This window comes from Agromyces cavernae (assembly GCF_021044935.1).
GTDB classification, from domain to species: Bacteria; Actinomycetota; Actinomycetes; order Actinomycetales; family Microbacteriaceae; genus Agromyces; species Agromyces cavernae.
The window spans coordinates 858,957-885,289 of the sequence record NZ_JAJNMP010000001.1 but is presented as its reverse complement, the minus strand read 5'-3'; the positions used below and the strand labels follow the sequence as shown (position 1 = coordinate 885,289).

Annotated in this window: 20 protein-coding genes; 12 read left to right on the top strand and 8 right to left on the bottom strand. The window is 67.8% G+C overall.

What is annotated here, in order from left to right:
• Positions 1-216 precede the first annotated feature (216 nt).
• From LQ757_RS04040 to LQ757_RS04025, 4 genes are read left to right on the top strand one after another with little or no spacing between them, the layout of a single operon-like run.
• Positions 217-1,836 (top strand): ATP-binding protein, encoded by a 1,620-nt coding sequence (locus tag LQ757_RS04040; protein ID WP_231045911.1) that lies wholly within the window; start codon positions 217-219, stop codon positions 1,834-1,836.
• The gene (locus LQ757_RS04035; protein WP_231045910.1) at positions 1,833-2,816 is read left to right on the top strand and encodes a PD-(D/E)XK motif protein; all 984 of its coding nucleotides are present in this window, start codon (positions 1,833-1,835) and stop codon (positions 2,814-2,816) included. The genes LQ757_RS04040 and LQ757_RS04035 overlap by 4 nt, the downstream gene beginning before the upstream one ends.
• The gene (locus LQ757_RS04030; RefSeq protein WP_231045909.1) at positions 2,813-5,770 is read left to right on the top strand and encodes a Z1 domain-containing protein; all 2,958 of its coding nucleotides are present in this window, start codon (positions 2,813-2,815) and stop codon (positions 5,768-5,770) included. Before LQ757_RS04035 ends, LQ757_RS04030 begins: the two co-directional genes overlap by 4 nt.
• Positions 5,771-5,778: 8 nt before the next feature.
• Positions 5,779-6,351: a very short patch repair endonuclease gene (locus LQ757_RS04025; protein WP_308195557.1), complete on the top strand. Its 573-nt coding sequence runs from the start codon at positions 5,779-5,781 to the stop codon at positions 6,349-6,351.
• Here the strand turns inward: LQ757_RS04025 and LQ757_RS04020 are convergent.
• The 3 genes from LQ757_RS04020 to LQ757_RS04010 all read right to left on the bottom strand — a co-directional run bounded on the left by LQ757_RS04020 (position 6,348) and on the right by LQ757_RS04010 (position 9,809).
• Complete coding sequence (locus LQ757_RS04020) at positions 6,348-7,400, bottom strand: NaeI family type II restriction endonuclease (protein WP_231045908.1); 1,053 nt, start codon at positions 7,398-7,400, stop codon at positions 6,348-6,350. The two genes, LQ757_RS04025 and LQ757_RS04020, sit on opposite strands and share 4 nt — an antisense overlap.
• 119 nt (positions 7,401-7,519) lie before the next feature.
• Positions 7,520-8,680 carry a DNA cytosine methyltransferase gene (locus tag LQ757_RS04015; protein ID WP_231045907.1) on the bottom strand — a complete coding sequence of 387 codons (1,161 nt, stop codon included), beginning with the start codon at positions 8,678-8,680 and terminating at the stop codon, positions 7,520-7,522.
• Positions 8,681-9,020: 340 nt separating this feature from the next.
• Entirely contained in the window at positions 9,021-9,809 is a 789-nt protein-coding gene (locus LQ757_RS04010; RefSeq protein ID WP_231045906.1) for a DUF429 domain-containing protein, read from the bottom strand.
• 54 nt (positions 9,810-9,863) lie between these two features.
• On the opposite strand from LQ757_RS04010, the gene LQ757_RS04005 reads away from it, so the two are divergent.
• On the top strand, positions 9,864-11,084 hold the full coding sequence (locus tag LQ757_RS04005) for an amidohydrolase family protein (RefSeq protein WP_231045905.1): 1,221 nt from the start codon (positions 9,864-9,866) through the stop codon (positions 11,082-11,084).
• A 4-nt stretch (positions 11,085-11,088) separates the two neighbouring features.
• Here the strand turns inward: LQ757_RS04005 and LQ757_RS04000 are convergent, their stop codons facing one another.
• The 3 genes from LQ757_RS04000 to LQ757_RS03990 all read right to left on the bottom strand — a co-directional run bounded on the left by LQ757_RS04000 (position 11,089) and on the right by LQ757_RS03990 (position 14,232).
• A complete protein-coding gene (locus LQ757_RS04000) occupies positions 11,089-12,459 on the bottom strand; it encodes a type I glutamate--ammonia ligase (protein ID WP_231045904.1) in 1,371 nt (456 codons plus the stop codon).
• A gap of 10 nt (positions 12,460-12,469) precedes the next feature.
• On the bottom strand, positions 12,470-13,717 hold the full coding sequence (locus LQ757_RS03995) for a hypothetical protein (RefSeq protein WP_231045903.1): 1,248 nt from the start codon (positions 13,715-13,717) through the stop codon (positions 12,470-12,472).
• An 83-nt stretch (positions 13,718-13,800) separates the two neighbouring features.
• A complete protein-coding gene (locus LQ757_RS03990) occupies positions 13,801-14,232 on the bottom strand; it encodes a DUF1761 domain-containing protein (RefSeq protein WP_231046309.1) in 432 nt (143 codons plus the stop codon).
• 212 nt (positions 14,233-14,444) lie between these two features.
• On the opposite strand from LQ757_RS03990, the gene LQ757_RS03985 reads away from it, so the two are divergent.
• Positions 14,445-15,869, top strand: a complete 1,425-nt coding sequence (locus LQ757_RS03985; protein ID WP_231045902.1) for a 4a-hydroxytetrahydrobiopterin dehydratase family protein — start codon at positions 14,445-14,447, stop codon at positions 15,867-15,869.
• A 7-nt stretch (positions 15,870-15,876) separates the two neighbouring features.
• Here LQ757_RS03985 and LQ757_RS03980 read toward each other — a convergent pair whose 3' ends face one another.
• Positions 15,877-17,226: a hypothetical protein gene (locus LQ757_RS03980; RefSeq protein WP_231045901.1), complete on the bottom strand. Its 1,350-nt coding sequence runs from the start codon at positions 17,224-17,226 to the stop codon at positions 15,877-15,879.
• A gap of 116 nt (positions 17,227-17,342) precedes the next feature.
• On the opposite strand from LQ757_RS03980, the gene LQ757_RS03975 reads away from it, so the two are divergent.
• The 3 genes from LQ757_RS03975 (at position 17,343) to LQ757_RS03965 (ending at position 20,317) form a co-directional block, all read left to right on the top strand.
• The gene (locus LQ757_RS03975; RefSeq protein WP_231045900.1) at positions 17,343-18,461 is read left to right on the top strand and encodes a DUF2510 domain-containing protein; all 1,119 of its coding nucleotides are present in this window, start codon (positions 17,343-17,345) and stop codon (positions 18,459-18,461) included.
• A 76-nt stretch (positions 18,462-18,537) separates the two neighbouring features.
• Positions 18,538-19,101, top strand: coding sequence for an RNA polymerase sigma factor (locus LQ757_RS03970; RefSeq protein WP_231045899.1), 564 nt, complete (start codon positions 18,538-18,540; stop codon positions 19,099-19,101).
• Positions 19,091-20,317, top strand: a complete 1,227-nt coding sequence (locus LQ757_RS03965; RefSeq protein ID WP_231045898.1) for a hypothetical protein — start codon at positions 19,091-19,093, stop codon at positions 20,315-20,317. Before LQ757_RS03970 ends, LQ757_RS03965 begins: the two co-directional genes overlap by 11 nt.
• Before the next feature lie 88 nt (positions 20,318-20,405).
• On the opposite strand, the gene LQ757_RS03960 is transcribed toward LQ757_RS03965, so the two are convergent.
• Positions 20,406-21,794 (bottom strand): hypothetical protein, encoded by a 1,389-nt coding sequence (locus tag LQ757_RS03960; protein ID WP_231045897.1) that lies wholly within the window; start codon positions 21,792-21,794, stop codon positions 20,406-20,408.
• Between the two features lie 422 nt (positions 21,795-22,216).
• On the opposite strand from LQ757_RS03960, the gene LQ757_RS03955 reads away from it, so the two are divergent.
• The 3 genes from LQ757_RS03955 to LQ757_RS03945 all read left to right on the top strand — a co-directional run bounded on the left by LQ757_RS03955 (position 22,217) and on the right by LQ757_RS03945 (position 26,259).
• Positions 22,217-22,594 (top strand): YciI family protein, encoded by a 378-nt coding sequence (locus tag LQ757_RS03955; RefSeq protein ID WP_231045896.1) that lies wholly within the window; start codon positions 22,217-22,219, stop codon positions 22,592-22,594.
• Positions 22,595-22,645: 51 nt separating this feature from the next.
• Positions 22,646-23,674 carry an SDR family oxidoreductase gene (locus tag LQ757_RS03950; RefSeq protein WP_231045895.1) on the top strand — a complete coding sequence of 343 codons (1,029 nt, stop codon included), beginning with the start codon at positions 22,646-22,648 and terminating at the stop codon, positions 23,672-23,674.
• A gap of 128 nt (positions 23,675-23,802) precedes the next feature.
• Positions 23,803-26,259 carry a hypothetical protein gene (locus LQ757_RS03945; protein ID WP_231045894.1) on the top strand — a complete coding sequence of 819 codons (2,457 nt, stop codon included), beginning with the start codon at positions 23,803-23,805 and terminating at the stop codon, positions 26,257-26,259.
• Positions 26,260-26,333 lie beyond the last annotated feature (74 nt).

The following is a 26,333-nucleotide window of genomic DNA, read 5'->3' as shown; positions in this document are numbered from 1 at the left end:
GCGAGCGCCTTCCGCAGAGCGAATGCGCCCGGCTCGAGCGCATCCGTTCAGCTCGCTCAACGTCGTGACATCTCTCTCGATGTCGAGCGTCCTGAGAGGCTCGCGGACGTCGGGAACCGAGGGATCCGGTGTCAGAGGCGGATCGATAGACTCACGAGGGGCCGACCCGAGTCCCAGGCCCAACTGGCATCAGCGGCACTTATTCACTGGAGCACCATGACGGAAACGATCGCCCCGACCTCCGATGCGCTGTCGCGTCAGTATGAATCTCCCCCGGTTCTGGTCGCGGAAGGGGCACCGCTGGCAGAAGACAGCACTTCCGCTGAGGACATCGTCGACGTCATCCGTCTCGCTCCTGATGCTGGTCTGGTCAATAGCCTCGGCACAAATCACACGCTCGAATCAGCCATCGCCGATCTCGTCGATAACAGTATCGATGCCGGTGCACGGCGCGTTTCCGTCCGTCTCTTGACCAGTGATGACCGACTGACTGAAGTTGAGGTTCTCGACGACGGACGGGGCATGGACACCGCTCGAGTCGACGCTGCGATGACGATCGGGTACCAGCGGGACTACCAGCCCGGCGATCTCGGCCATTTCGGGATGGGACTCAAGGCAGCTTCGTTCGGCCACAGCGACATCCTCACTGTCTGGTCCGCACAGGAAGAGGGAGATCCTGTCGGACGTCGCATTCGACGCGCCGACTTCTCGAAGGATTTCTCTTGCGAGGTTCTAGCGAGCGCGCGAGCGCGCGAACGCGCGCAAGCCCGGCTCACCATCCTCGGTTCGGAGCGCGGGACGACTGTCGTCTGGAACGGGATCCGGAACGCCTACCGTGGGTCGAGCTCCTCCGAAGCCCGCAACTGGCTCAGTGCGCGATCCGATGCGCTTCGCGCGCATCTCGGCGTCACCTTTCACCGCCTTCTCGCCGATGGGCGCCTCGAGCTAGACGTACTGGTCGATGAACTCGATGTAGCTCTCGAGGCGCCAGGGATCCCTGTGCTGCCGATCGACCCGTTTAGCTATGCGAGTTCGGGCAACCCCCGCTATCCGAAGAAGCTCATGGCGAGCGGTGCCAACCACACCGTCGAGATGAGTTGTCATATCTGGCCTGCGAAAGCAGACGTCACAGGCTTCCGAATCGGCAGCAAGACCGGCGAGAAGTTCCAGGGCTTCTACATCTACCGTCATGATCGACTTCTGCAGGCCGGTGGATGGTCGGACGCCGCGCACGAAGCTCCTGCACGCCAGCTCGCGAGAGTCTTGATCGATGATGACGGGGCGCTCGGCACTTTCCTCACAATGAATCCGGAGAAGAGCGGCATGAAGTTCGAGCCGTCCTTCCACGACGCGATCTCTGGCGCAACCGCGATCGACGGCACGACCTTCATCGAATTCCTGCAGGATGCTGAATCGACCTACGCCGAGGCGACCAAGCGGAACCGGGGACGTAAGCCTGCCATCCGTCCTGATAAGGGCCTGCCGCCCGGCGTGCGCAAGCGGGTCGGAAGTGAGTTGCCGCTTATCGACGGCGATTCGGTCGACCTGAAATGGAAGACGATGCCTATCGGCGAGTTCTTCGATGTTGACTATCCGGCGAGAACAGTGTGGTTGAACTCACGATATCGCGCGCTGTTCGCCCCCCAGGGAGGAAGCCTCAACGATGCCCCAGTGGTTAAGACGCTCCTCTATTTGCTGAGTCACCACATTTTTGAGGGCAAGCAGCTCGGCAGCCGCGACAAGGACGATATCGCGCTCTGGAAAAGTCTGCTCGGAGCAGCCGTCGTCGCTGAAGACCGCATGCGCGGCGATAGCTCGGGTACTGCTGCACGATGATCGACGGTGAGGGCGAGGAACAGCTGGCACCGGAGACTCTGAGCGCCCTCTGGGCTGGCGCTGCTCCCATCGAAGTTCCTCTGCCGGGCTCCCCGGCTTGCTCACTTCAGATCGACCCGCATAATGGGACTCTTCACCTTCGCACCGCTTATCAAACGCCGGAGCCAAATCTCGCCGCACTCCGGAACGTTGACTTCCACGCATTCGCGATGGGTGGTGAGGACATTGCCGAGATCACTGTGCGGGTGGATGAGGGTGGGCTCCTGATCGGCTATGGTTTCCTCGCCGCAATCGCCGCACAGCTCCAGCAGGAGAGGCTTCCGCTAGGAGATGCCGTGGCGAGAGCGGTCGCGCACTACCGGGATTTGGCAGTATTTCGGTCACCTCTCCCAGTCGAGCGGGAAGTCGGTCTGCTGGGCGAGTTGTTGTTCCTCGAGTTCACGATCGGTGCGCTCGGCGCGTCGCCCGCCATCGATGCTTGGCACGGTCCTCTGGCAGAGGAGCACGACTTCGCGCTGGACGACGTGCACGTCGAGGTGAAGACCACAGCGAGCGAGCGCCGGGTGCATGTCATTCACGGCGTTGATCAGCTCGCACCGCAGCATGGCGTTCCGCTTGTTCTTCTCTCCGTCCAGCTGACACGGAGCTCTCCAGGCACCGGCCGGACACTTCCAGAGGTGATCGCAGGAGTAAGGGCTTCCGCTGGCACTGCCCGAAGTGTCCTTGATGCGAAACTGTCGAAGCTCGGCTGGGCCGACTTTGACGCAGATCTGCATGATTCACCGTGGAGCATCCGATCAGCACCGCTCGCATACATAGTCGACGATGACTTCCCTGCGATCACGAGCAGCCGCCTATCCGAGGTCATTCCGCACCTGGGGCAAGTCGTCGATGTGTCGTACCGAGTTGACCTCACAGACCGAATTCCCTGCCAGCTGCCGGATCCGTTCACAGGATTCACCATATGGAGCGAACAATGACAAGCGTCGATCCCGGACGGCCTGATTGGGCTGACACGATTCGAATCGCGTTCCACGCCCTCGGCAACCAGCAGCCGAAGCCGCTTAGCCGGCTGCTCTCGTCGCTCGGTGATGCCGAGATCACGGATGACGATTTCATCAGCTTCATCAGTAGCGCTGATGCGAACGACCCTGCACGCACGCAAGCGCGGATCTCATTCGGAAAGTGGGACGCCGAAGCAAATTCTCCGTTCGCCGCGGCTCCGCGTTCTGCCCTTCGGCGGGAGCAGATCTACGACGCATTGGAGTTCTCCCAGCCGCTGCGGGACGCATTCACCGAACAGTTCCCGGTGTTCACCGACTCCACCGTGGTCATCTCCAAACAGTTCCAGCCGTGGTACACCGAAGCTCGCAAGCACAGGTCAAACATGTATTGGGACCACTACGAGGCGTACTTGCGCGACATCAAGAAGTGGTCGCCGTCCGCGATCTCGTCACTCGACGTTGCGACAACGGATGTCGTTGAACGTCTGAGCGATCCCACGAGGGACGAGGCGAAGCAGACTAAGGGACTCGTCGTCGGCTACGTGCAGAGCGGAAAGACGGCCAATTTCACAGGGGTGGCCGCCAAAGCGATCGATGCCGGCTACCGTCTCGTGATCGTTCTCACAGGCACGATCGAGATCCTGCGCGCGCAGACACAGCGACGAATGGACATGGAGCTGATCGGGCGCGAGAACATCCTGCGCGGCCTCGACCCATCGGATCCGGTGGTTGCAAAGGAGCTCGACTATCAGTCGGACAGTGATTGGCAGGATGGTAAGTTCGTAAGGCACGGCGCGATGCTCGAGCAGCCCGGTGTCCCTCACATCGATCGCGTGACGACATACAGAAGCGACTACAAGCGTCTTCCTCAAGGTCTCACGAAGCTCCGTTTTTACCGCGCGGACAAACAGAAGCCGCTGAACGATCCCGCCAACCTGTTCAACTCAGACGCGTATGTGGCCGTCATCAAGAAGAACAAGGGATCGCTCGAAAAGCTCATCGCTGATCTCAAACCGCACAAGGGGGACCTGGCACAGCTGCCGGTTCTCATCATTGACGACGAGTCGGACCAGGCGTCGGTCGACACCACGAATCCGACGAAGTGGCGCAAGAACTCAGCGGAGAGCCGCGAGCGCACGACGATCAATCGACTCATCACAGAGATTCTCGGCCTCTGCCCTCGCGCTCAGTACGTCGGTTACACGGCGACTCCGTTTGCGAACGTGTTCGTCGACCCCGACGACGAGAGCGACCTCTTTCCCTCTGACTTCGTCGTTTCCTTGCAACGCCCGCCCGGGTACATGGGCGTGCGCGAGTTCCACGACATCGGCCGACAATGGGATGACGAACCCCAAGACTTCGCTAACTCGAACGAAAGAGCCCATGTCCGTGCGCTCGTCGGAGATGCGGACTCCGAAACGGGAAGGCGCGAAAGCGAGCTCCAAGAGGCGTTGGATGCGTGGGTTCTCTCCGGCGCCATTAAGAAGTTCCGCGAGGCCCGCGGAGCGAGGTCTTACCGGCACCACACAATGCTGGTGCACGAGTCGGTCAAGACTGCTGAGCACGAGGCGACCGCAGATCACGTCCGCGCGCTCTGGCACAGCTCCCGATTCAACTCGACCGAAGGTCTTGCCCGTCTGAAGCACCTGTACGAAGAGGACTTCCATCCGGTCATGCTTGCTCGCGCGAACGGTGCGGCTTTGCCAGCGGACTTCGACGAACTTCGGCCCCACATCGGGCAGGCACTCGCACAGATAACAATCGACGGCGACCCCATTCTGATCGTGAATTCCGATGCGCAGATCAAGGCCCAACAAAAGAAACTGGACTTCGAGGCCGATCAGGTCTGGCGCATCCTCATCGGTGGCACTCAGCTCAGCCGCGGCTTCACGGTCGAGGGGCTGACCGTATCGTATTTCCGTCGGAAGGCAGGTCAGGCGGACACCTTGATGCAGGCGGGACGCTGGTTCGGCTTTCGGCCTGGTTATCAGGATCTCGTCCGGCTCTACATCCGACGCGACGTGGACGTCGACCTCTATGAGGCTTTCGAAGCGCTCCTAATGGACGAAGAAGCATTCCGTAGCGAACTCGAACAGTATGAGGGATTCGACGAGCACGGCATGCCGTTCCTCGAACCTCGCCAGATCCCGCCTCTCGTAAGCCAGCATCTTCCCTGGCTGAAGCCCACCGCCAGGAACAAGATGTGGAACGCGGTCATCGTCGCGAAGGCGCCCGGGGCAGGGTTCCGCGACCTGTTCAGCCCGCCGTCTCGTTCGGATGCGGCGGCGGGTACGAACATGCTCGACGTCGGTATCCCGCTAAACCGCGTCGCCACTCACGAGCTGCTGCTTCCCTTCACCATGGACGACGGCGCCAGCGGGACTCAGCGGTTCCGAGCGGGGCTGATCCCTGGGAACGAGCTCATCGATATCCTCACCGAGTACAAATGGCATCCTGGGTATAGCGATGTCATCACTCCATTCCTCGCGTTCCTGCATGCTGCGACCAGCGACGGCCGGGTCCGGGAGTGGCTCGTGGCACGCCATCAGCCGTCCAAGACCGGTATCACCATCGATCATTTGGGCGAGGAGATCGGACCGATTGTTACCCGTCGTCGGCGGCCGGATCCTCGCATCGACTTCATGGGTTCCGACAGAAAGCACGCACGCGCGCTGGAGCCGATCGCTCGGGGACTCGACGTTGAAGGGCTCCCCGGAGCCACCGGACGCGGCGTCCTTCTCACCTACCTCGTGGATGACAGGCCCGATGACGCGAAGGCGTCCTCGCCTGTGCTCGAAAACCTGGTGCCGCTCCTCTCATTCGCTCCCCCGAAGTCCGCAACATCGACTGGGCGAGAGCTGATCAAGTGGTCCGTCCTCGCACCGGCAAGGCTTGACGAAGCGGCAATCGCGGTGACAGGCGGAGCATAGGCACCGACATGGCGACGACGCGACGTCCGGAAGCATCTTGGGCAAGTTCTGAGGGCGTGGCTCGTTCGATGCGGTCGAACCGCCGACGGGACACGAGTCCCGAGCTCGCCCTACGGCAGCTCCTTCATGCGGCCGGCTGCAGGTATCGGGTCGACTATGCCCCCGGCCTGGATAGACGGCGCCGTGCGGATATTGTCTTCACGAAGCTGCGGATCGCGGTCTTCGTCGACGGGTGCTTTTGGCATTCGTGCCCGGTGCACGGGACGATTCCCAAGACAAATGCCGACTACTGGGTGCCTAAGCTTGAGCGGAACCGAACCCGTGATGAGGAGACCACGCGGCTCCTCGAGTCGGATGGCTGGACGGTTCTAAGGATCTGGGAGCACGAGGCCGCGGACGCCGCGTGCGTTCGCGTGCTGGCGGTCGTGGACTTGAAACGGCGCACGATGGGCACGAATCAAGAGGCGGTGGCCTTTGGGGGCACAAGTACCGACGTCGCCCCGCTTAGACCAGACCGAGGCTCGACCGGCCACCGCCCTCGCATGCGAGGCGAGTGTGGCTGCGGGAACTCCGCCGGCTAGACCGAACCGACCATTGAAGCAAGCTTCACTCCATCTGCAGACCTAGGCAGAATCGGGGCAGACGACGGCGGTTCGGCCTCAAAAGCCGCCGCCCAGTGTTTGCCGTCCAAGACGAACCTGGCCCGTGGGCTGTCGGCCGCGACCGGGGTGACCCGGACTGCGATCCACTCACCCTTTGAAGGAGTCGGCATCCCTAGTGCAGCCGCCACCCGTGCGTGTGAGCGCTCGTGCCCCAGGATGAGGATGCCCTCGGAGCGGAGGTGAATTCGAGCATCGCGAGCTCTCTTTGGAGCATCGTCCTGTTGTGCCACCGTCAGCACCGTTTGCCGCCCAACGATCTGCTCCTGCACCTCACGGAATAGCTGGTTGACTCGATCCTGCCCGGTCGAGAACCCAAAGATGCGATCACGCGACTCCGGATTCAGATGCAACAGCAGATTCCGCGGAAGGTCCACCTGGAGCCCGCCCCACAGCCAGTAGATATCGACGGCGGTGCCGTTTTCGAAGCGACGCTTGTTGTCGCGGTTGTACGCCCGGACCGATTCACCAGTGTCTTTCTTGTGACGCCACCGAAGCCGCGAGTCTGTGACTGAGATCAGGCCAGCGGCCCACTGGCTCCTGTCGTCGTTCAGCCAAGTGAGGAGTGCGGGATGATCAGCCTTGCCCTGTTGTTCGCCATGCGCATCGCAGCGATACATCTCCATCGGAATCTCCCACCCACCGAGATCCTTCGAGAACTTGCAATCGATGTCGATTCCATCAATCTGCCAGTCCAGCCACACACCATTCGCGAACTCGAACTCCTTTGTCAGATTTACTTCGACCGCGGTGCCGAGATGGGTCTTTTCGGTCTTAGAGAGATGCTGGTAGGCCCAACGGCCGGTTCGCTGACCATCGAGCAACTCGTCGAGCGAGTCGCGAAGGGCCCAACGAATTCTCTCTCTGGCGGCATCCTTGCTGTAGAACCAGCGCACGAACGGAGCGAGCTCGTCCGGTACTTCCTGTCGCAGCTCACGTTCCAGTTCCCAACCTTTCGGCACCTTTCCCATTGGTTCTTTCGGCCGCGGGTGCTCTCGGAAAGTGTTCCGCTTCCGGCGGATCGCACGTGCACGTGAGTCCTGGTCCGCGCTCGCTGCAGAGTCGTCAAACGATAAGCCTTCCATTGGACTCACGCGATCAGCCTGTCGTCCGAATCAACCACGGGCACCGTCGAAAGTCGCGCTTCCGCCGCAGCCTCGATGGCCGGTCTGATGTGGCGGGCGATCGCACCGGCGAGTCCAGCGGGTACCGCGTTACCGATCTGCTTCGCGATCGCCACTTTTGTCCCGACCCATCGGTAGTCCTTCGGGAAGTCTTGGATGAGACTCGCCTCGTAGTGCGTGATGACGCGGTTCACCCTACGACTCTCGGTAGGTTCCCACTGCGGATGGAGGTACGCGCCCTTCTCGGGCTTGAAGAACTCGGTCCTGATAGTCAATGAGGGCGCATCCCACCGCATCCGCCCCATCACATCGGTCGTACCGGTCGGCTTCTCCCGCCAACACCGCGGCAGAAGTTCTTCCGGGATGTTGAACCGGCCGCCCCCGGGTGGGACAGCGTCGTACCGCGCGAGCGACAACGGGCGAGGATCGCGTCGGAAGTGAATGTCGAGACCGGTGAATGGACCCTGCATTCGCTCGCCGAAATACTCTGTGCTGACTTCGGGAAGCTCAGTCGAGCCGGGCCGTTCAGGCAGCCCATAGATTGCATCGCGCACAGTCCGCCACCGCAACAAGCCCGTCCCCGGCTGCGGGTTCTTGTCATGTGTAGGTTGCGGAAGCTTGATCAGTCCGATCCGAGAACCGATTACGATTGTGCGCCGTCGGCGCTGGCTCACCCCGTAATCAGCCGCGTTCAAGACTCCGTAGCTGATCTCATATTCCTGAAGCAAGCCGTGATTAACCTCAGCGAGCAGCATCTGAAACTCCGGCGACTTGCTGAATCGGTCGACATTCTCAATGACGAACACCTTGGGTCTTGCCTTAGTGATGAACCGCATGTACTCGCGCCACAACTGGTTCCTCGGGTCATCCAGGCGCTTCAGGCCGAGGTTGGAGAATCCCTGGCATGGGGGCCCGCCGATGATTACATCAGCGGACGGGATGTCGTCGTCGCTGACTTCGGCAATGTCGCCAGCATAAACATGACTCTCGCCAAAATTGGCGGCGTAAGTCGCAGCCGCGGACTTGTCCCACTCGACCGCCATGATCGGTTCAAATCCCTCGTGGGCAAAGCCCACGGTCATGCCGCCGCAGCCAGCAAACAGGTCGATCATCGTCGGTTTGGTCATGTATTGAAGCGTACGGACCACCCCCGACAGTTCTCGAATCATCGCCGGCGTGTGGCGGGCTCGGACCGTCCAACGATCTTGGGCATCCCGTCGCCGCGGCAGCTAGCCGCCATCGATTGCGGTTCGACGGGCTGTCTCCTGCGAACGAGAAGGGGGGACATGTGCTTACGATCATCGCAAGCACCACTCCGGGGCACGGGAAGGACCCGCTACGGCTGCGCCTCGACGTCGTCCTCGCGGGTCTGCAGCTCGAGCTAGGTCATCGGCACGATCACCCGTTCGAAGCCGAGCATGACTTTCACCAACGCGCCGCAGCGGCACACCGTGCCGACGATCGTGATCAGCGGTCAACAAGCGCTTCGAGCGCGACCGACGGAAGCGCGATCCATCCTTCGCGGTCAGCCTGCTCGCGAACTGCCGGCGGCACTGGAAACGTCCCCTCGATCGCGTGCGCGCGAGCGACCAACGCGGCGAAGACCGCATCGAACGCGTCATCCGACTGGATCATCGCAAGCCCGAACGACCCGATATCGAGCCACGGCACGAGGTCCTCGAAGTCTGCGACCAGGCGTGCCCGCACTTCCGCGTCGATCTTGTACCTCGGCCGGCTCAGCGCCCAGAGGCGCAACGCGGCACCCGGGTAGACCTCGACCACGCGACCAGAGCCACTCCGCGAGATCGGGCCGATCCGCCCGGCCAACGCGTCGAGCAATGCCGCGCAGTGCATGGCGGTGAGGCCCAACCGATCGGTTGCGACGCTCAACGGGCTGCGGCCCGTGCGACGCAGCACAAACCGGTCGGTCTCGCGGTATGCGAGGCGCCGGCGCCAGTCCATCCCGTTGTCGCGTGACAGGTCGACTCGGGCGCCCTGCGCGTGGCGGCTCACGAACTCCACGAAGTCGTCGGGCCACCCGAACGCGCAGTCGATGCCGATAACGTCGACGTTCGCTGCGACGTCCACGATGAGCGCGTCGGATGCCCCGAGCTCGACCCGCTCGACGGTGGCTCGCCCCAGCTCCCACCGAATGACGGCGACGGCCGTCTTCTTCGTGTCTGCGGCGAGATCAACTCCGGCGGTGCGCACGCTCGAATGGTAGCGGCCGACGCCGATGCGAGGGATCGCATCCACCGGACATCCAATCCGACCCTCGTCGATCGCGCCGACGCACGAGAGAATCGCCGCATGACCGCGCACGCCGAACCAGCGCACGCCGAGCTCGCCCATGCCATCGACGCGATGCCGCTCGTCGACCATCACGCGCACAGCCTGCTGCGCCCACCGCTCACCGAGGGCGACCTGCTCGACGCGCTCACGCAGGCCGAGCACGCTACCGACCGCGCCGCCGTGTTCGACAGCCAGCTCGGCTTCGCGCTCCGCCGTCACTGCGCCCCGGCGCTGGGCCTTGCGGCGTTCGCGGATGGCGCCGAATACCTGGCCGCCCGCGAGCGGCTCGGGTTCGACGAGGCCACCCGCAGGCTCCTTCAGGCCTCGGGCATCCGCACCTACCTCATCGACGACGGACACGCACCCGAGCGCCTGATGCCCGACGCCGAGTTCGAGCGGGTCGCCGGCGCGGGCGCCGGCGCGCGCACGCATCGCATCGTGCGGCTCGAGGCGCTCGCCGAGTCGGTCATGACGCATGCCGTATCGGGCATGGACTTCATCGAGCGCCTCTCGACCGCGCTCGAGCACGCCGCGGCGAGCGCGGTCGGGTTCAAGACCATCGCCGCCTACCGGGGCGGGCTCGCGCTGCCTGCCACGAAGCCCACGACCTCCGAGCTGACGGATGCGGCGACGGCCTGGTTCGCGGCGAGCGCCAGCCCAGGTACGGCGACGGCGGCGGGCCGGGGAGCCGGCGACCCCGGGGCATCCGCTCGCCTCACCGACCGCGTGATCATCGCCCATCTCGCGTGGTGGGCGATGGAGCGCGGAGCCGTGCTGCAGATGCACGTCGGCTTCGGCGACCCCGACCTGCGGCTCGATCGTGCCGACCCATTCCTGCTGCAGCCGTTCATCGCCGCCACGCAGCACACCGGCGGACGGCTCGCGCTGCTGCACTGCTACCCGTACGTGCGCGAGGCCGGCATGCTCGCGCACCTCTACCCGCACGTGTACCTCGACGCGGGGCTCGCGCTCGCCCAGGTCGGCGCGAACGCCGACACCCTCGTGCGCGAGACCCTCGACCTCGCACCGTTCTCGAAGGTGCTGTTCTCGACCGACGCGTGGGGGGTGCCCGAGCGTGTGCTGCTCGGCGCACGCACGTGGCGCGACGCCACGGCAGGTGTGCTGGCGGCCTACGTCGCCGATCGCGGCTGGCCGGTCGACGAGGCGATCCGTGTCGCCGAGCTCATCGCCTGGCGCAACGCCGAAGCGCTCTACGGTCACACGTTCATCGAGCGCTGAGCGCTCAGTACCGCCAGCGCACGATGTCGGCGACCGCCTCGGGCGGCATCTCGCCGTACGCCTCCCACTCGTGCCGCCGAGTCGCGAGGTAGGCATCGAGCAGCACGTCGCCGAACACGCCGCGGTAGAACCCGCTCGACTCGAGGCGGTGCAGCGCCGAGCCGAGGTCAGTAGGCAGGGAACGGATGCCGGCGGCCTCGCGTTGCTCGTCCGTCAGGGTGCTCGGGTCGACGTGCACGGGTTCCGGCGACGTCAGGTCGCGGGCGACCCCGTCGAGGGCCGCCGCGAGGATCGCGGCCACGGCGAGATACGGATTCGCCGCCCCATCCACCGGCTTGACCTCGATGTTGGCCTGCTCGGTACCGTGGCCGGCCTGGCCACCCACGAACCGGATGGCCGCCTCGCGGTTCGCCGGCCCCCAGCAGATATCGGAGCCCGCCCATGCGTGCGGGCGCAACCGGGTGAACGAGAGCACGCTGCCGCCCAGCAGCGCGACGCCCTCGTCGAGCCGGTTGAGGATGCCCGCGATCATGCGGTCGCCGTCGTGCGCCAGCCCGTGCTGACCCGATGGTTCCGCGCCCGATGGCTCCGCTTCGGCGAACACGTTGCGCCCGTCGCGCACCGCAGACACGTGCACGTGGCATCCGTTCGTCGACCCGCCCACGATCGGAACCGGAGCGAACGAGACCCGCACGCCGTGTGCCCGCGCAACCCTGATGAGCACGATGCGCGCGAGCGCGAAGTCGTCGACCGCTCGCACCGGGTCGCGCGGCGCGAAGGCGAACTCGAGCTGGCCGGCGCCGAACTCGGGGTGCATCTGCTCGACCGTCACGCCCGCCGACTCGAGCGCGTCAAGCGCGGCCATCGCGAACGCCTCGACTTCGAGCAGTGCGCGGGTCGAGTACGCGGGCCCGGATGTCGCGGGCTCGAGCGATGCCGGATCGCTCACGTGCGGCGCGTCGCGGAACACCGTGCACTCGAGCTCGATCCCGACCGTGAACTCGAGACGCTCGGCGAGCGCGTCGTCGACCACTCGACGCAACGCCGAACGGGTGCACGTGGGGTGCACCATGCCGTCGAGCGCGTACAGGTCGGCGGGCGCCCACGCGAGCCCCGACTCGGCGTCGAGCATCGCGGTCGACGAGAGGTCGGCGATGCCGCGCAGGTCGCCCACGACGGGGTCGAGGGCAGCCGTCGCGTTGAGGTGGTCGTCGACCGAGAACAGGAATCCGGCGCTGTTCGAGATCGTCACACCGTGCGTGCTCGCCGAGAGCAGCCGCCGGTGCGGCAGCACCTTCCCTCGCGAGATGCCGGCGTTGTCGATGTGCGAGACGAGCAGCGCGCGGATGTCGTCGAACCCCCCGGGACGATCCATCCGAACGTCCTCACCCCAACCTGGGCGCGAGACGCCCCTGTCGAGACGCGTCGATGTCGCGCCGCGCCAGAAACAGGGCTTCGCTCGCGAGGAATGCGGCACGCTGGGCCATGGCGACCACCTGCGCTTGGTGATCCAGGTCAGTCACCGCGACCGTCACCGCGGGGCTGCCGAGGTGGTGACCGAGGTCGATCCGGATGCGCTCGGACTCGGCCAGCAGCGTCATCGCCTCGGCGCCGATCCAGCCCGGATGGCTGGCGATGGTGTCGCGGGCGACCTCGAGCTTTCGGTCTGCGGCCTCGATCGCGTGGTGCACGTGGCCCACCGGCGGAGCCGGACGGATCGCCCGCTCGCGCCGCGCCGCCATGGCGGATTCCAGCGCCGCGTGCGCCTTGCGCATTCGGCTCAGGTGCGCGAACGGGTCGGTGTTGACACCGGCCGGCGGGAGGATCGCGAGGGCCGCCTGCATCTCGTCGATCGCGCTCGCGACGCCGCGGGAGCTGGGCGCCTCGAGCGCCACGGCGAGGTGCCGACGAGACTCCTCGACGATCGCCGCCAGCGTGGCCTCGGCACGCAACGCCTCGACCTCGAAGGTCTCCACCGCGTCGAGCATCGTCGCCGCTCGACGCACCGATGCAACGGATGCCTCGAGCGCGACACTCGCGTGATCGCGCTGTCCGGCCCCACGCCACCGTTCGGCCACGCCGAGGCTGTGCTCGGCGAACCCGAGCAGCTGCTCGGCCTCCGCCGGAATCGTCTCCACCTCGGCGAGGGCCTCCGGCGCATAGCGGGCGCCGAGCCGCTCGATGGTCTCGCCGGCATCCGGGATGCGCTCGCGCAGCCGCACGGTGGCGGCTTGCAGACCGGCGATGATCTCGGGGGCACGTCGCGCCCGCGTCATCCGCTCGGCGAGGGCCGCGGTCTGCTCATCGAGCACGTCCTCGATCGTCGCGCACAGCTGAACGATGCGCGCGGTGCGCGCCCGCACCTCGTCGGCGGAGCCCGAGGTCGCATCATGATTGAGCCGGTTCAACCGGAACGCGTCGCCCAGGTGCCTGCGCGCGGCGACGAGCGCCTCGCCGAGCTGCGTGGTCGCGTCGGTTCCCAGCTCCGCCTCGGCGTACCCGAGTTCGTCGGCAGTGACACGAATGCGCTCGTCGGCGGCGAACAGGGCCGCCCCGGCCCGCTTCGCCGAGTCGGCGTCGTGGACCTCGAGTTCGTGCGCGCCGCGTCGGCGCCTGACCCGGAACCCGGCCATGCCCCCGATCCTACGGTCGCCGCTCGGAGCCCGCTACGGCGCGATCGTGTTACCCACGCCACCGAGCCCAGCCGCGCTGGGTCTCAGACGGTGCCCGCCGGAGGCCAGACGCCGATGATGACGCCCATGACGAGAAGCGTCACGAGCTCGTGCGCGATGTTGAGCACGGTGAGCGACGACGGGCGGCCCTCGAAGGCGTCGTGGGTGATGAACCGCGCCGCGGTGAGCCCCGCCCAGAGGATCACCGCCGTGAATACCGCCGCCAGCAGGTAGCCGCCGCCGTAGAAGTGCCACGCGATCGTCGAAGCGCCCGCGAGCACCCACGCCGTGACGAAGCTCACGAGCACCGTCACGACGATGGGCATCACCGCGCTCGCACCCGGTCGATCGAGGTCGACGTTCGCGAGCTTCGCCCACCGGGTGCCGAACACGCCACGCGCGTACCAGACCGATCCGACCAGCATGCTCGACGCCGTCGCCAGCAGTACCGCCCAGTAGTTGATCTCGGGAACCATCTCCGCCTCCTCGCCGCGACCGAGGCCGCCGATCGCTGCGCCGCACTCGCCGTGCGGCATGTCGCTGCGCGTGAGCGTACTCCCGCGGCCGTGCCGACGCGTCGAAGCGCGCCGCACCTGCGTGCGGCCCGCGACCTGGCAATCAGTGCCGCCGCGGGCTTCCGCGCCGCGCGGCGCTTCGCTATCGTCGTCGCGTCGGGAAGGGAGCTCCCATGGGCGCGGAGCATCGGTTGGCATTCCATGCCGCGACCGGCGTCGACGACTGGCGGATGCTGTACTGCGGGCCGATCGCGCATTTCACCGTCGACTCGGTGCATTCCGGCGTTGCGTTCGCCGTCGCCGTCGCCGAGCTCGACGAGCTCGCGCAGCATCCACCGCTCATCGACGTGCGGCCCAGTGGCGTGACCGTGCGCCTGCATGACGACATCCTGGACTTCACCGACGACGGCGTCGCCGATCGAGCCCGAGCGGTCTCCGCCGTCGCCCGCGAGCACGGGCTCGCGCCGCGCCCCGACCTCACCCAAGACGTGCAGATCGCGATCGCGACGCAGCTGCCGATCGACGAGGTGCTGCCGTTCTGGCGGGCGGTGCTCGGCTACGTCGATCACGTGGGCGACGACCTCCTCGACCCGCGTGGGCGCGGGCCGTCGGTGTGGTTCCAAGAGCTCGATCCCGAGAAGCCGTTGCGGCATGCGATGCACCTCGACCTCGCGGTGCCTCGTGAGGTCGCGGGTCGACGACTCGACGCGGCGATCGCCGCCGGTGGGCGCGTCGCCTCCGACGCCGCCGCCGTGCGGTACTGGACGTGCGCGGATGCCGCGGGCAACAAGGTCGACCTCGTCGCCTGGCCCGACCTGCCGCTGCCCGAGGACGAGGCGCTGCGGCTCGGCTCCGAGGGCGTCGACGCCGGCGACCTCGCGTTCGGCCGGCCTGCGCCGCCGGCACATCCCGCGGGACCTCCTGCCGTCGTCGCCGGACATGCTGAGCTCGAGCGAGGCGAGGCCATGTTCATGGCGTTCCGCGAGGCATCCGATCTCGTCGACTGGCCGGTGCTCTTCTGGGGGCCGACGGCGTGGTTCCGCACCGCGTCGCTCGCGAGCGGCACCGCGCTCGCCGCTCATCTCGCCGAGCTCGGCGGGGCCGATCGACTGCATGTCGACCTCCGCGCCGACGGCCTCGCGGTGCGGCTCGCCCGTGACGTCACCGAGCTCGTCGATGCCGACCTCGACCTCGCGCGACGCATCTCGGCGACCGCGCACGAGTTCGGCGCCGAATCCGACCCGACGCAGGTGCAGACGGTGCAGATGGCGATCGCCTCGAAGCCCGACGACGACGTGCGCCCCTTCTGGCGCGAACTGTTCGGGTACGCCGAGCACGGCCCAGAGGACCTCGTCGACCTGCAGGCCCGCGGGATGAGCCTGTGGTTCCAGGAGCTCCCCGCCGAGAAGCCGCTGCGGCACGCGTTCCACATCGACGTCTCGGTGCCCCGCGCCGTCGGCCGGGCACGCGTCGAGGCCGCACTCGCGGCCGGCGGGCGCATCGCCGACTCGAACGTGCCGGAGTGGTGGACGCTCGCCGACCCCGCGGGCAACAAGGTCGACATCGCGATCTGGCCCGACCGCGAGCTCGCGGGATGACCGTTGCTCAGTCGAAGATGCCGTCGAGGATGCTGCCGATCACGAGGCCGCCGAGGATGCCGCCCATCATGTCGGAGCCGCCGCCGCGGCGCCCACCGCCGCCCCAGCCTGGGCCGCCCCACTGCCCGGGATCCTGCGGCCGCGACGAGTCGATGTCGCGCCGTGCGAGGTTCAGGGCTTCAGCCGCGAGGTAGGCGACACGCCGGGCCATCGCCATCGCCTGCTCTCGGTGGTCCTCGTCGATCGCGGTGACCGACGCCGCGGACCCGCCGAGGAAGTGATCGAGATCGATGCGGATGCGCTCGGATTCGGCCAGCCGCGTGCGGGCGTCGGCGCCGATCCATCCGCGGTGGCCGGCGATGACGTCGCGTGCGACGGCCAGCTGGCGGTCGGCATCGTCGATGGCATGGTGCACGTGCTCGAGCGGCGGAATCGGGCGCGCCGCGCGCTCACGGGCTGCCGCGATCGCGGCATCCAGCCCCGAGTTCGCCTCGCGCAACCGGTCCAGTTGCGCGAACGGGTCGGTGTTGACGCCGGCCGCAGGGAGCGAGGCGAGAGCAACCTGCAGCTCGGCGATCGCTTTCTCGACTCCCGGCGAGTGCGGCTCCTTGAGCGCGACGACGAGGTCGCCACGGGAGTCCTCGACGATCGCCGCCAGCGTGGACTCGGCGCGTAGCGACTCGACCTCGAAGGTCTCCACCGCGTCGAGGAGGGTCGCCGCCCGGCGCACCGATTCGGTGGATGCCTCGAGCGCGAGGTTGGCCTGCTCGCGCTGCCCGGCCTCACGACGCCGCTCGGCCACACCCGCGCTGTGCTCGGCGAATCCGAGCAGCTGCTCCGCCTCTGCGGGATTCCTCTCCACCTGCGCGAGCGCCTCGGGCGCGTAGCGCACCGCGAGCCGTTCGACGGTGTCGCGGGCGTGCGGGATGCGCTCGCGAAGGAGCTCGGTGTCTCCCCGCACGCCGGCGATGATCTGGGGAGCACGCCGCGCCCGGGCGATCCGGTCCGCGAGGGCGGAGGTGTGCTCGTCGAGCACGTCTTCGGCCCAATCGCACAGCTGCACGATGCGCGCGTTGCGCGCCCGCAGCTCCTCTGCCGTATCGGGGATGTGATCGTGATTGAGCTGGTTCAATCGGAACGCCTCGCCCAGGTGATTGCGCACCGCGGCGAGCGCCTCGCTCAACGCCCTGGTCGAGTCGGAGCCCAGCTCGGCCTCTGCGAAGGCGAGCTCGTCGGTCGTGACCCGGATGCGCTCGTCGGCGGCGACCAGGGCCGCTCCAGCCCGCTTCGCCAGGTCGGCGTCCTGGGCCTGAAGTTCCTGCTGATCGCGCTTGCGCTTGCCCCAGAACCCTGCCATGCCTTCGATCCTAGGGGCGGCGATGTGAGCCTGCTGTGGAGGGAGCGCCAGCCGAATCGCGACCGGCGATGCGATCAACCGGTGCGACGGCACGCCGGCTCTGTCACCATCGAGATATGAGCGACCCGCAGAGGGCGCCCGCCGGATGGTACGTCGACGAGTCCGGCGGACGGCGCTACTGGGACGGCGACGCCTGGACGCAATACCTGGCGCCCGGCGCCGAGACCGTGCCGTCAGCGCAGGTCGGGCCCGAGTCGGCGATCACCGAGGTCCTGCCGTCCGGCGATGACAGTCCGACGATCCCCTTCGTCTGGGGGTCGCAAGCGTCGGATGCCCCGGGGTACGGCTACGGCGACGCCGCGACTTCACCGACCGTGCCGTACGCGGCCGTCGGTGCGTACCGCGAGGCGCCCACCGAGAGCTACGCCGCACCCGTCGCGATGGCGCTGCCGGGACATCCGTTCACCGAACCGTCGAACCCCGGCCCGAGCGTCGTGAGCATCATCGCGCTCGTGGCCGCGGTCGTGGGGCTCGGGTTCGCGTTCATCCCCGCCCTGGCGGGGTCAGCATGGATCGTGGTGGCCGTCGCGTTCGTGCTCTCGCTCATCGGCCTGTTCCTGCGCGGTGCGAAGTGGGCGGCGGTCACGGGACTCATCGTGTCGATCGTCGCCGGGATCGTCGGCATCGTCATGTTCGTCTCCTTCGTGATCGGGTCGATCGGCGGTGCATTCGATGAGATCGTCGGTCCGCTTCCCGACGTGCCGGTGTTCCCGTTCCCGGGCGAGGGCGATCCCGGCACCGACCCCGCGCCCCAGCCCGAGGCGCCCGTCGCGGGCGACCTCAGGTTCGGCGACACGATGACGTGGGACGACGGCGTCTCGCTCACGGTGTCGGTGCCCGAGCCGTACACCCCGAGCGAGTTCGCGGTCGGCGCGACGCAGGCCGAGAACGTCGTCTTCACGCTCACGCTCACCAACAACTCTCCTGAGGAGCTGCAACCCCTGCCGCTTCCGACCCTCTCGTCGGGCGATCAGGAGGTGAGCCAGATCTTCGACATCGGCAGCGACGTCTTCGATCCCGGTGACGATGTCGGCATCCCGCCGACCGCGCCGGTCGCACCGGGCGCATCCATCAGCTGGCGAGCAGCCTGGTCGGTCGACGATCCGAGCTCGCTCACGCTGCAGGCGGCGCCGAGCTTCCGATACCCGAATGCGACCTTCACGAATCTGCCGTAGGCGGGCGAAGAAATCGGGGCCGACTTGTGACCTTTCCTCACACCGAGACATTCCTAGAGTGAAGGGGGGTGTGCACGTGGACGAGAGCGATGGCACCGACGCCGAGCTCCTTGAGCGCTTGGCGGGTGGCGACCAACGGGCGATGGCGGTCGTGTTCGATCGGCATGCCCCGGCGGTGACGCGGTACGCGTGGGCGATCGCGCCGAGCCGGATGGATGTCGAAGAGATCGTGCAGGACACGTTCCTCACGGTCTGGCGCAAGGCGGCGGAGATCATGATCGCGGAGGCATCGCTGCTTCCGTGGCTCCTCGTCACGTGCCGCAACTTCGGAATGAACGCCGTGAGGAAGACGGCCCGCACTCGGGCCGAGCAGTTCGACGACGCCGCCCCGCAGGGCGGGGCCGACGTCGTCCGCGAACATCATGATGCCGAGGCGGCGCGGGACGACCTGCGCTGGGTCCTCGACGAGATCGAACGACTCGAACCGATCGACCGGCAGGTGTGCGAGCTCTGCCTGATCGAAGGCCTGCCCTACGCCGAGGCGGCCGAGCGGCTCGACCTCAGCGTCGGCGCAGTCAAGCAACGCGTGTCCCGAAGCCGGGCCCGATTGAAGAAGGCGGTGACCCTCGATGAAGTCTGAACCTCCCACTGGAGACGAACTGACGCGCCTCCTCGGCTCGATGAAGCGCAACGTGCTCGAACGGGTCGCACAGGAACCGGCGCCCGCGAAGCGGAAGTCCGTGCGCCACATCTTCGGGCTCGGGTTCGGCGTGGCTGCGCTGCTCGGCGTCGGGGCCGGAGCCGCATTCGCGCTCGGCGTGATCACCGCACCCGAGGAGGATGCGGCGACCGTGGCGACGGATGCCCCGACCACCGCGTCGACGGAGCCTGCGACCACGCCGGCGCCGAGCGAGTACGCGGTCACGCCGGGCCAGCCCGCCTCACGCTACGGCCTCGACTGCGGCACCGTGGTGGATCCCGCGCTGGTGTCGGGCCTGTTCGCCACCGAGGTCGCTGCGATCGACCCGATCGTGTCCGAGTCGGGCGTCGGCATCGCCATCCCGAGGCGCGCGGCGATCCTCGCCGTCGGCGGCTTGGTCTGCGAATGGTCGAACGGCGTGCCGATGAACGAGCAGTACGGCGTCGAGCCCGACTACGTGGGGGTCACGATCTCGGTCGTCCCCCGAGCCGCCGCCGGCTGGAGCGAGTACGCAACCCAGCACGGGATGCCCGCCGACGAGAACCAGTGCGCCGACACGTGGTGCTGGGCGAGCGCAGCGGTCGGCGACGCCTGGGTCACGGTCTCGGCGTACGGCGGAGCAGAGCTCGCGACCGACGCGTCGGGCTGGCAGTCGCTCGTCGACGCGGTCATCGGCGCGGTGGGCTCGGCCGGGCCGGCTGCCGCGCCGACCGTCACAGAACGGATGACCCTGCCGGGGCCCGAGGACTGCGACGCGATCATCCCCGTCGACCAGGTGGCATCGATCACGTCGACCCCCGGCGCACAGGTGATGATCGGCTCCGGAGGCTGGAGCGAATGGGCCGAGGCCAGGCTCCACGCGGATGCCGTGGGCTGCGGCTGGGGCGTCGACGACCTCAGCCGGGCGGCGCGGGTCGACTGGCTGCACGAGGGGCGCTGGGCGTACCTGCGGATGCTCCACGCCGAAGCGTCGACGCCGATCGAGCTCGCCGGGCTCGCCTCGGGCGACGTGGCATCCGTTCGCTGCGACGAGCGGTTCGGCACGACGTGCGCCGTCGACCTCGCGGTCGGGCGTGACTGGTACAACGTGACCGCGAACGACGAGGCCACGGCGATCGCGCTCGCCGAGGCGGTGCTCGCCCGGCTCGGGGGGTGATGCAGGGTCGGCACCGACGCGAGATGCCGGTTCCCCTCTTCGAGGAGGGGAACCGGCATTTCGACATGTGTGCAGTGCCGCGACCGGATCAGTCGCCGCCGAGCGCCTCACGCGCGTGCCGGTACTTCGCGGCGAGGCGCTGCTGCGTCTCGTAGTCGAGCTTGCGCATGCGCCAGGCCGCGGAGTTGTCGTCGAGGTCGGCGAGCTTGACGCGCCGGGCGAGCGGGTGGCGGCGGATGCGCGCGAAGTACTCGTCGTCGGCGACATCCGTCGTGCGCGTCAGCAGCACCACGATCTCGACGATCTCGGGCAGCACGCCCGCCTCGAGCAACTCCCGCGCGGTCACCGTGCTGTCTTCGAGCACGTCGTGCAGCCACGCCGCGGCGGTCGGCACGGGTTCCGCGAGCGTGTCGAATCGCTCGGCCACACGCCCGGGGTGATCGATGTACGCCGCACCGACCTTGTCGACCTGGCCGCGGTGCGCCACGAAGGCGATGCCCTTCGCGAGGGCCACCTGCGCGGCCGCGTCGACGGCGGCGCTCGGAGTCGGCTGCGGTCGGGCGGGCGCCGCGATCGGTGGTGCGGATGCCGCTGCCACGGGCACTCCGACCGGGTTCGTCATCATCACCACTGTGCTGGTCTCCTCGTTCGCGTCGGGGTAAGGGGTCGGTGCAGGATCCGGCTCGGGATCCGTCTGGATCGTCTCGGCCCACTGCATGAGCACGGGCACGATCTTGAGCTCGCGCTCCAGCGGCGGTACGGGGTCGGGCTCTGGCTCTGGCTCTGGCTCTGGCTCTGGCTCGACCATCGCCGCGGGCTCGTCGGGCTCGACGGAATCGACGGGCTCCGGGACATCCGTCGCCGTCGTGTTCTCGGGCGTCCGCGCGATCTCGGGTGCCGGCTCGATCTCGGGTGCCGGCTCGATCTCGAGCACCGCCTCGATCTCGAGCACCGCCTCGATCTCGGGTGTCGCGGGCGCCGACGCCTCCTCCGCGAGCTCGGCGAGCGGATCGCGGCCGCGCAGCGACCGCACGAAGTTCAGCTCGGCCTCGAGCTCCGCCAGCTCGCGGGCGTCGAGCTCGAGCATCGAGCGGGCGTCGCCGAGGCTGCGGCGCACGAAGTAGTACTCGTCGACCTCGGTGAGGCGCTCTCCGTCGACCGTCGTGAAGTACCGCTGCCGCGGGCCGTCCGCGACGGCGACGATCACCTCGACGTACTCCCCGCTGGGCACCTCGCTGCAGAGGTAATAGCGCTCCGTGTCGGGCGTGCGGGTGGGCGAGGCCGCCGGCGCCGGCGCGGCTGCGGGGACCGCGGCTGCCGGCGGGACCGCGGCGGGCGGCGTCCAGGCGCTGTCGGGCATGCGGCGCGGCCGCAGGGTTCCGCCGTGCTCGGCGCTACGGCGGGCGGCTCGAGTCTCGAGCTCGGCGGCCGGCGAGACGAACCCGGGCGAGGACTGATCTTCAGCGGGGATCGTCATCGGGCTCCTGGGGGTGGGCGCATGGCGGGCGTTTCGACGGCGGCCGATTCGGGTTCGGCACGCCCTATCGATGGTAGGCGCTTCGCGCGCGATCCCTGCGCGGGCGTGCCGGATCCGGGTAGGGTGCTGGATCCGGCACGGGGGCCGGCGCCGGGCGCGTAAGCGGCTCGAAGGGGGATTGAGCCTGCCGCAGCCCGGGGCGCCGGCCTGGGGACATCCCACCCGGGGGAAAGTGGGTCAAGCGTCCCACTTTTGAAGCTAGTCGCCGTCGCTGGGAGCGAGCACGACGTCCGCTGAACGTCAGCCGAGAGACGTCAGCATATGGACCGAATTCATTCGATCGGATGTCGATCCCCGTGATTCCCGATCGACGCATGAGTGAGGGCGCCCCAACGGCGCCCCAGACGCGAGAGGATCGACCCATGACCCAGTACTTCCTGACCATGCCCCACGACTCCGAGACCGAGCCGACGATGGCGTCGATGCAGGAGTTCGACCCCGCCGAACTCGCGGCCGTGATGGCCGCGGTCGACGAGTTCAACACCGCGTTGAAGGAATCGGGATCGTTCCTCTTCGCGGGCGGCCTCAACCCGCCGTCGACCGCGAAGACCGTCGACGTCTCGACGGGCGAGACCCGGGTGCTCGACGAGCCGTTCACCGAAGCGCCGTCGTACGTCGGCGGCTTCTGGGTGATCGAAGCGACCGACGAGGCCGCCGCCATCGAATGGGCGACGTGGGCGTCGCGCGCCCTGCAGAGCCGCATCGAGGTGCGCGCGCTGCAGGAGCCGCCGACCGAGTAGCTTCGCGAGGCCCGAGCGCCCGCCGGAGTAGAGTCCGGTCGGGAGGCGCACATGGGCGACGAGCTGGTCCTGGTCACCGGGGGAACGGGATTCGTCGGCGTGAACTGCGTCATCCGGCTGCTCGCCGACGGCACGCGGGTGCGCGCGACCGTGCGCGACCTGAACCGCGCCGATGACCTGCGCAACCTCGTGCGCCTGGGCGGCGGCGATCCGGCCCGGCTCGAAATCGCGGCATCCGACCTGCTCGCCGACGACGGATGGCCCGAGGCCGTGCGCGACGTCACGCAGGTGCTGCACGTGGCGTCGCCCTTCCCGACTCGTCAGCCGCGGCGCGCGGACGACCTGATCTCACCCGCTCGAGACGGAACGCTCCGGGTGCTGCGGGCTGCGCGCGACGCGGGTGTGCGGCGTGTGGTGCAGACGTCGTCGTTCGCAGCGATCGGGTACGGCCCGCATCCGGGCCGGCGGTTCACCGAGGACGACTGGACCGATCCCGACGCAACGGGCGTCACCGCCTACGTTCGGTCGAAAACCCTCGCCGAGCGCGCCGCGTGGGAGTTCGTCGAGCGGGAGGGCGGCGACCTCGAACTCTCGGTCGTCAACCCCGTCGGCGTGTTCGGACCGGCGATCGGCACCGACCTGTCGAGCTCGCTCGCGCTGATGCTCGGCCTGCTGAACGGCACGTACCCCGCCGTGCCGCGCGGGTCCCTCAACGCCGTCGACGTGCGCGACGTCGCCGACCTGCACGTGCTCGCGATGCGACATCCGGATGCCGCCGGCGAACGGTTCCTCGCCGTCTCGGGCGATGCATTCACCTACCCCGAGTTCGCGCAACTGCTGCGCGACGGCCTCGGCGACCGTGCGCGACGTGTGACGACCCGTGTCGTGCCCGACTGGATCGTCCGTGCCGGTGCGCCGTTCAACGCAGACCTGCGCGGGATGGTCGCAGAGCTCGGCCACCGCCTCGACGCGTCGCACGAGAAGGCGACCCGCGTGCTCGGCTGGAACCCGCGCCCGCGCGACGAGGCCGTGCTCGCGTCAGCCCGGAGCCTCATCGAGCTCGGCCTCGTCGCGGCGTGAGCCCATGCCTCACCGCCTCGAGGCGGGCTGCATCGTTGTGGAGCGTCGCGCCGCCGGTGTTGGAGGGCGTCACTAGAGTCGTCACCGTCAGCCGCCTTCCATGTGGCGATGAGGAAAGGGCACAACGAATGACGGATGTCCCTGCGCAGGATGCGACGGATGAACCCACGGTGAAGGACTCGCGGCTGGACGAACACCAGCCGAACGTGGGCGAGGCGCAGGCGAGGCCCGCGTCGCTCTCCCCGTGGACCGCCCTCGGCACGGCGGGAGTACTGCGCGGAGCCGCGCTGAACGCCGGGCTGACTCTTGCCGCCGCGGTGGCCGCCGGCGTGCTGATGCTCATCGCTATCGCCGTGGCGTTCACCGCTGCGGCATCGAACGCAGCCCTGCCGCTCGGCTCGGCTCCGACCGTTTCGGTTCCGACCGACCTCGGTTCGATCCTCGGCGCGCTGCTGACGCTCGCGCTCTTCTCACTCGGCGGTGAGTTCGGGGCGACCGTCTCGGGCGGCCCAGCGATGGCGGGCACTGCATCGGCAGCGGCAATGCCGTTGCTGCTCGTCGGGGGCATCGCCGTCGTCGCGGCCTGGTCGGCGTTCCGCGCCGAGCGGCGTGCCCCGCTCACAAGCGCCTGGACCCGGATCGTCGCCTCGGCCGCGACCGCGCTCGCCGTCTCACTCGTGCTGCTCGCCCTTGCCGCCCTCGGCACGCTGCGCTCGTCGGCGTCCGGGGCGACGGTGTCGGTCACCGCGGCGACGCCGCGCAACGTGGTCATCGCCCTGATCGTGCTGACTGCGGCAATCCTTCTCGGCCGGGTCGTCGCCTCGCGAACGCCATCTGGCGCCGGTATCTCTCGCGCGGTGAGCGGAATTCTCGCGGGTGCGCCGCGCGTACTGCGAGAGTCGCTCGCGGTATTCATGTGGGCGGCTGCGGCATTCGTTCCGGCCGCGTTCGTGACATCGGTGATTGTCGCGATCGCGAACGACGGCGCCGCCCTGATTCCGCTCAGTGTGCTGCTCATCGGCAACGGGGCGCTGTTCCTGTTCGCGCTCGGCACGGGGGGTGCGCTCACCACGAGCGTCGCCGCCGGGGCGTTCGGCGGCGACGCTTCGCAGGCCGCCACTCTGTTCGCCCCGTCGCTGGGTGACGGTTGGGGTGCGCTGCTGTACCCGCTCGCCCTTCTTGTGGCGCTGGCGGCCGCACTTTGGATCGGCGTGCGCCGAGGGCGAGCCTCGCGTATCGACTGGCGCCGGGCGTGGCACCTGCCCACGATCGCACTCGGTGCGTGGATCGTCTCGGCGCTCGTGTTCCTCGCCATGTCGGTATCGGCTTCGGGGTCAGTGCTGTTCTTCTCGGGCGCCGTGCAGATGTCATTGCAGCTGGCCTGGTGGACGCCGGTCGTGATCGCCGTCGTCGTCGGCCTCATCGGCGTCGGTGCCGACGTACTGCCCAGATGGGCTGCGGCCGTCTCTCCCGAATTCTTGTCGCTCATCGCAGGGAAGCGAGTGACCCGCGCCTGGGCGTCCGCGACGACGGATGTCGCGAGCGATGGGTCTTCCGCGGATACGATCGCACCGGAACTCGTGCCCACCGAGTCCCCTACTACGGCAGCCACGCTGTCAGGCGCGTCGGCCGGCTCCGGGCTCACGCCCGACCCCAAGGTGCGCAAGCGCGTGCTCATCGGCCTCGCCATCGTCGGCGGCATCGCCGTGCTCGGCGGGGGCGCCGCCATCGCCCTGAACGTCATGAACTCAGGACGCACGGCCGAGGCCGCAGTCGCCCGCTACGTCGAGCTCATCGCCGCCGGTGAGGCCGCGCAGGCGAGCGAGCTCGTCGACCCGGGTATTTCCAATGGCGATCGTGTGCTGCTGACCGACGAGGTGCTCGGCTCGGCGACCGACCGCATCACGGTCGTGCGCGTCGTCACGTCGGGCGAAGAGGCCGGCGTCGCGTACGTCGATGTCGAGTACCGCCTCGATGGCGCAGACTACAACGCCCACCTGCGCGCCGAGCAGCTCCCGAGCGACTTCGGTGTGCTGGCGAACTGGCGCGTCATCGACCCGCTCGTCATCACCGTGCCGGCGTATGCCGAGCTCGTCGACGAAGTCATGATCGGCGGCGTCGGCGTTCGCGTCGAGGAATCGGCCGCCGAGCTCGCGCTCTACCCGGGCATCTACGAACTCGCCCTGCCCGATACGACCTACTTCAGCGCGGATCCGGTGAAGGTGGTCGCAGCGGGCGATCTCGTCGAGTCTCCCGAGCTCATTCCGAGTCCGACCGACGAACTCGCAGGCGAGCTGCAGAGGCGGCTGAACGCACTGATCGACGAGTGCGTCAAGAGTACCGACGCCGACCCCGAAGGCTGCCCGTTCGGCACGTACGCGCCGAGTGACACACCCGTCACCTGGTCGGTCGATGAGTATCCGACCGTCGAGCTCTCCGATAATGGGTACGAGATCACTGGCGAGGTCGCCTACTCGTACACAAGCGAGTTCTTCGGTACGAACACCTTCGACGGCACTGCGAGCGTATGGGAGATCGGTCGAGCGACGCTGGAAGACGGTGAACTCGTCATCGAGGAGTTCTGAGCACAACACGCGCCTCGGCACTTCGGCACTTCGGCACTTCGGCACCCGGCTTGTCGGGGTATCCGACCGATCCG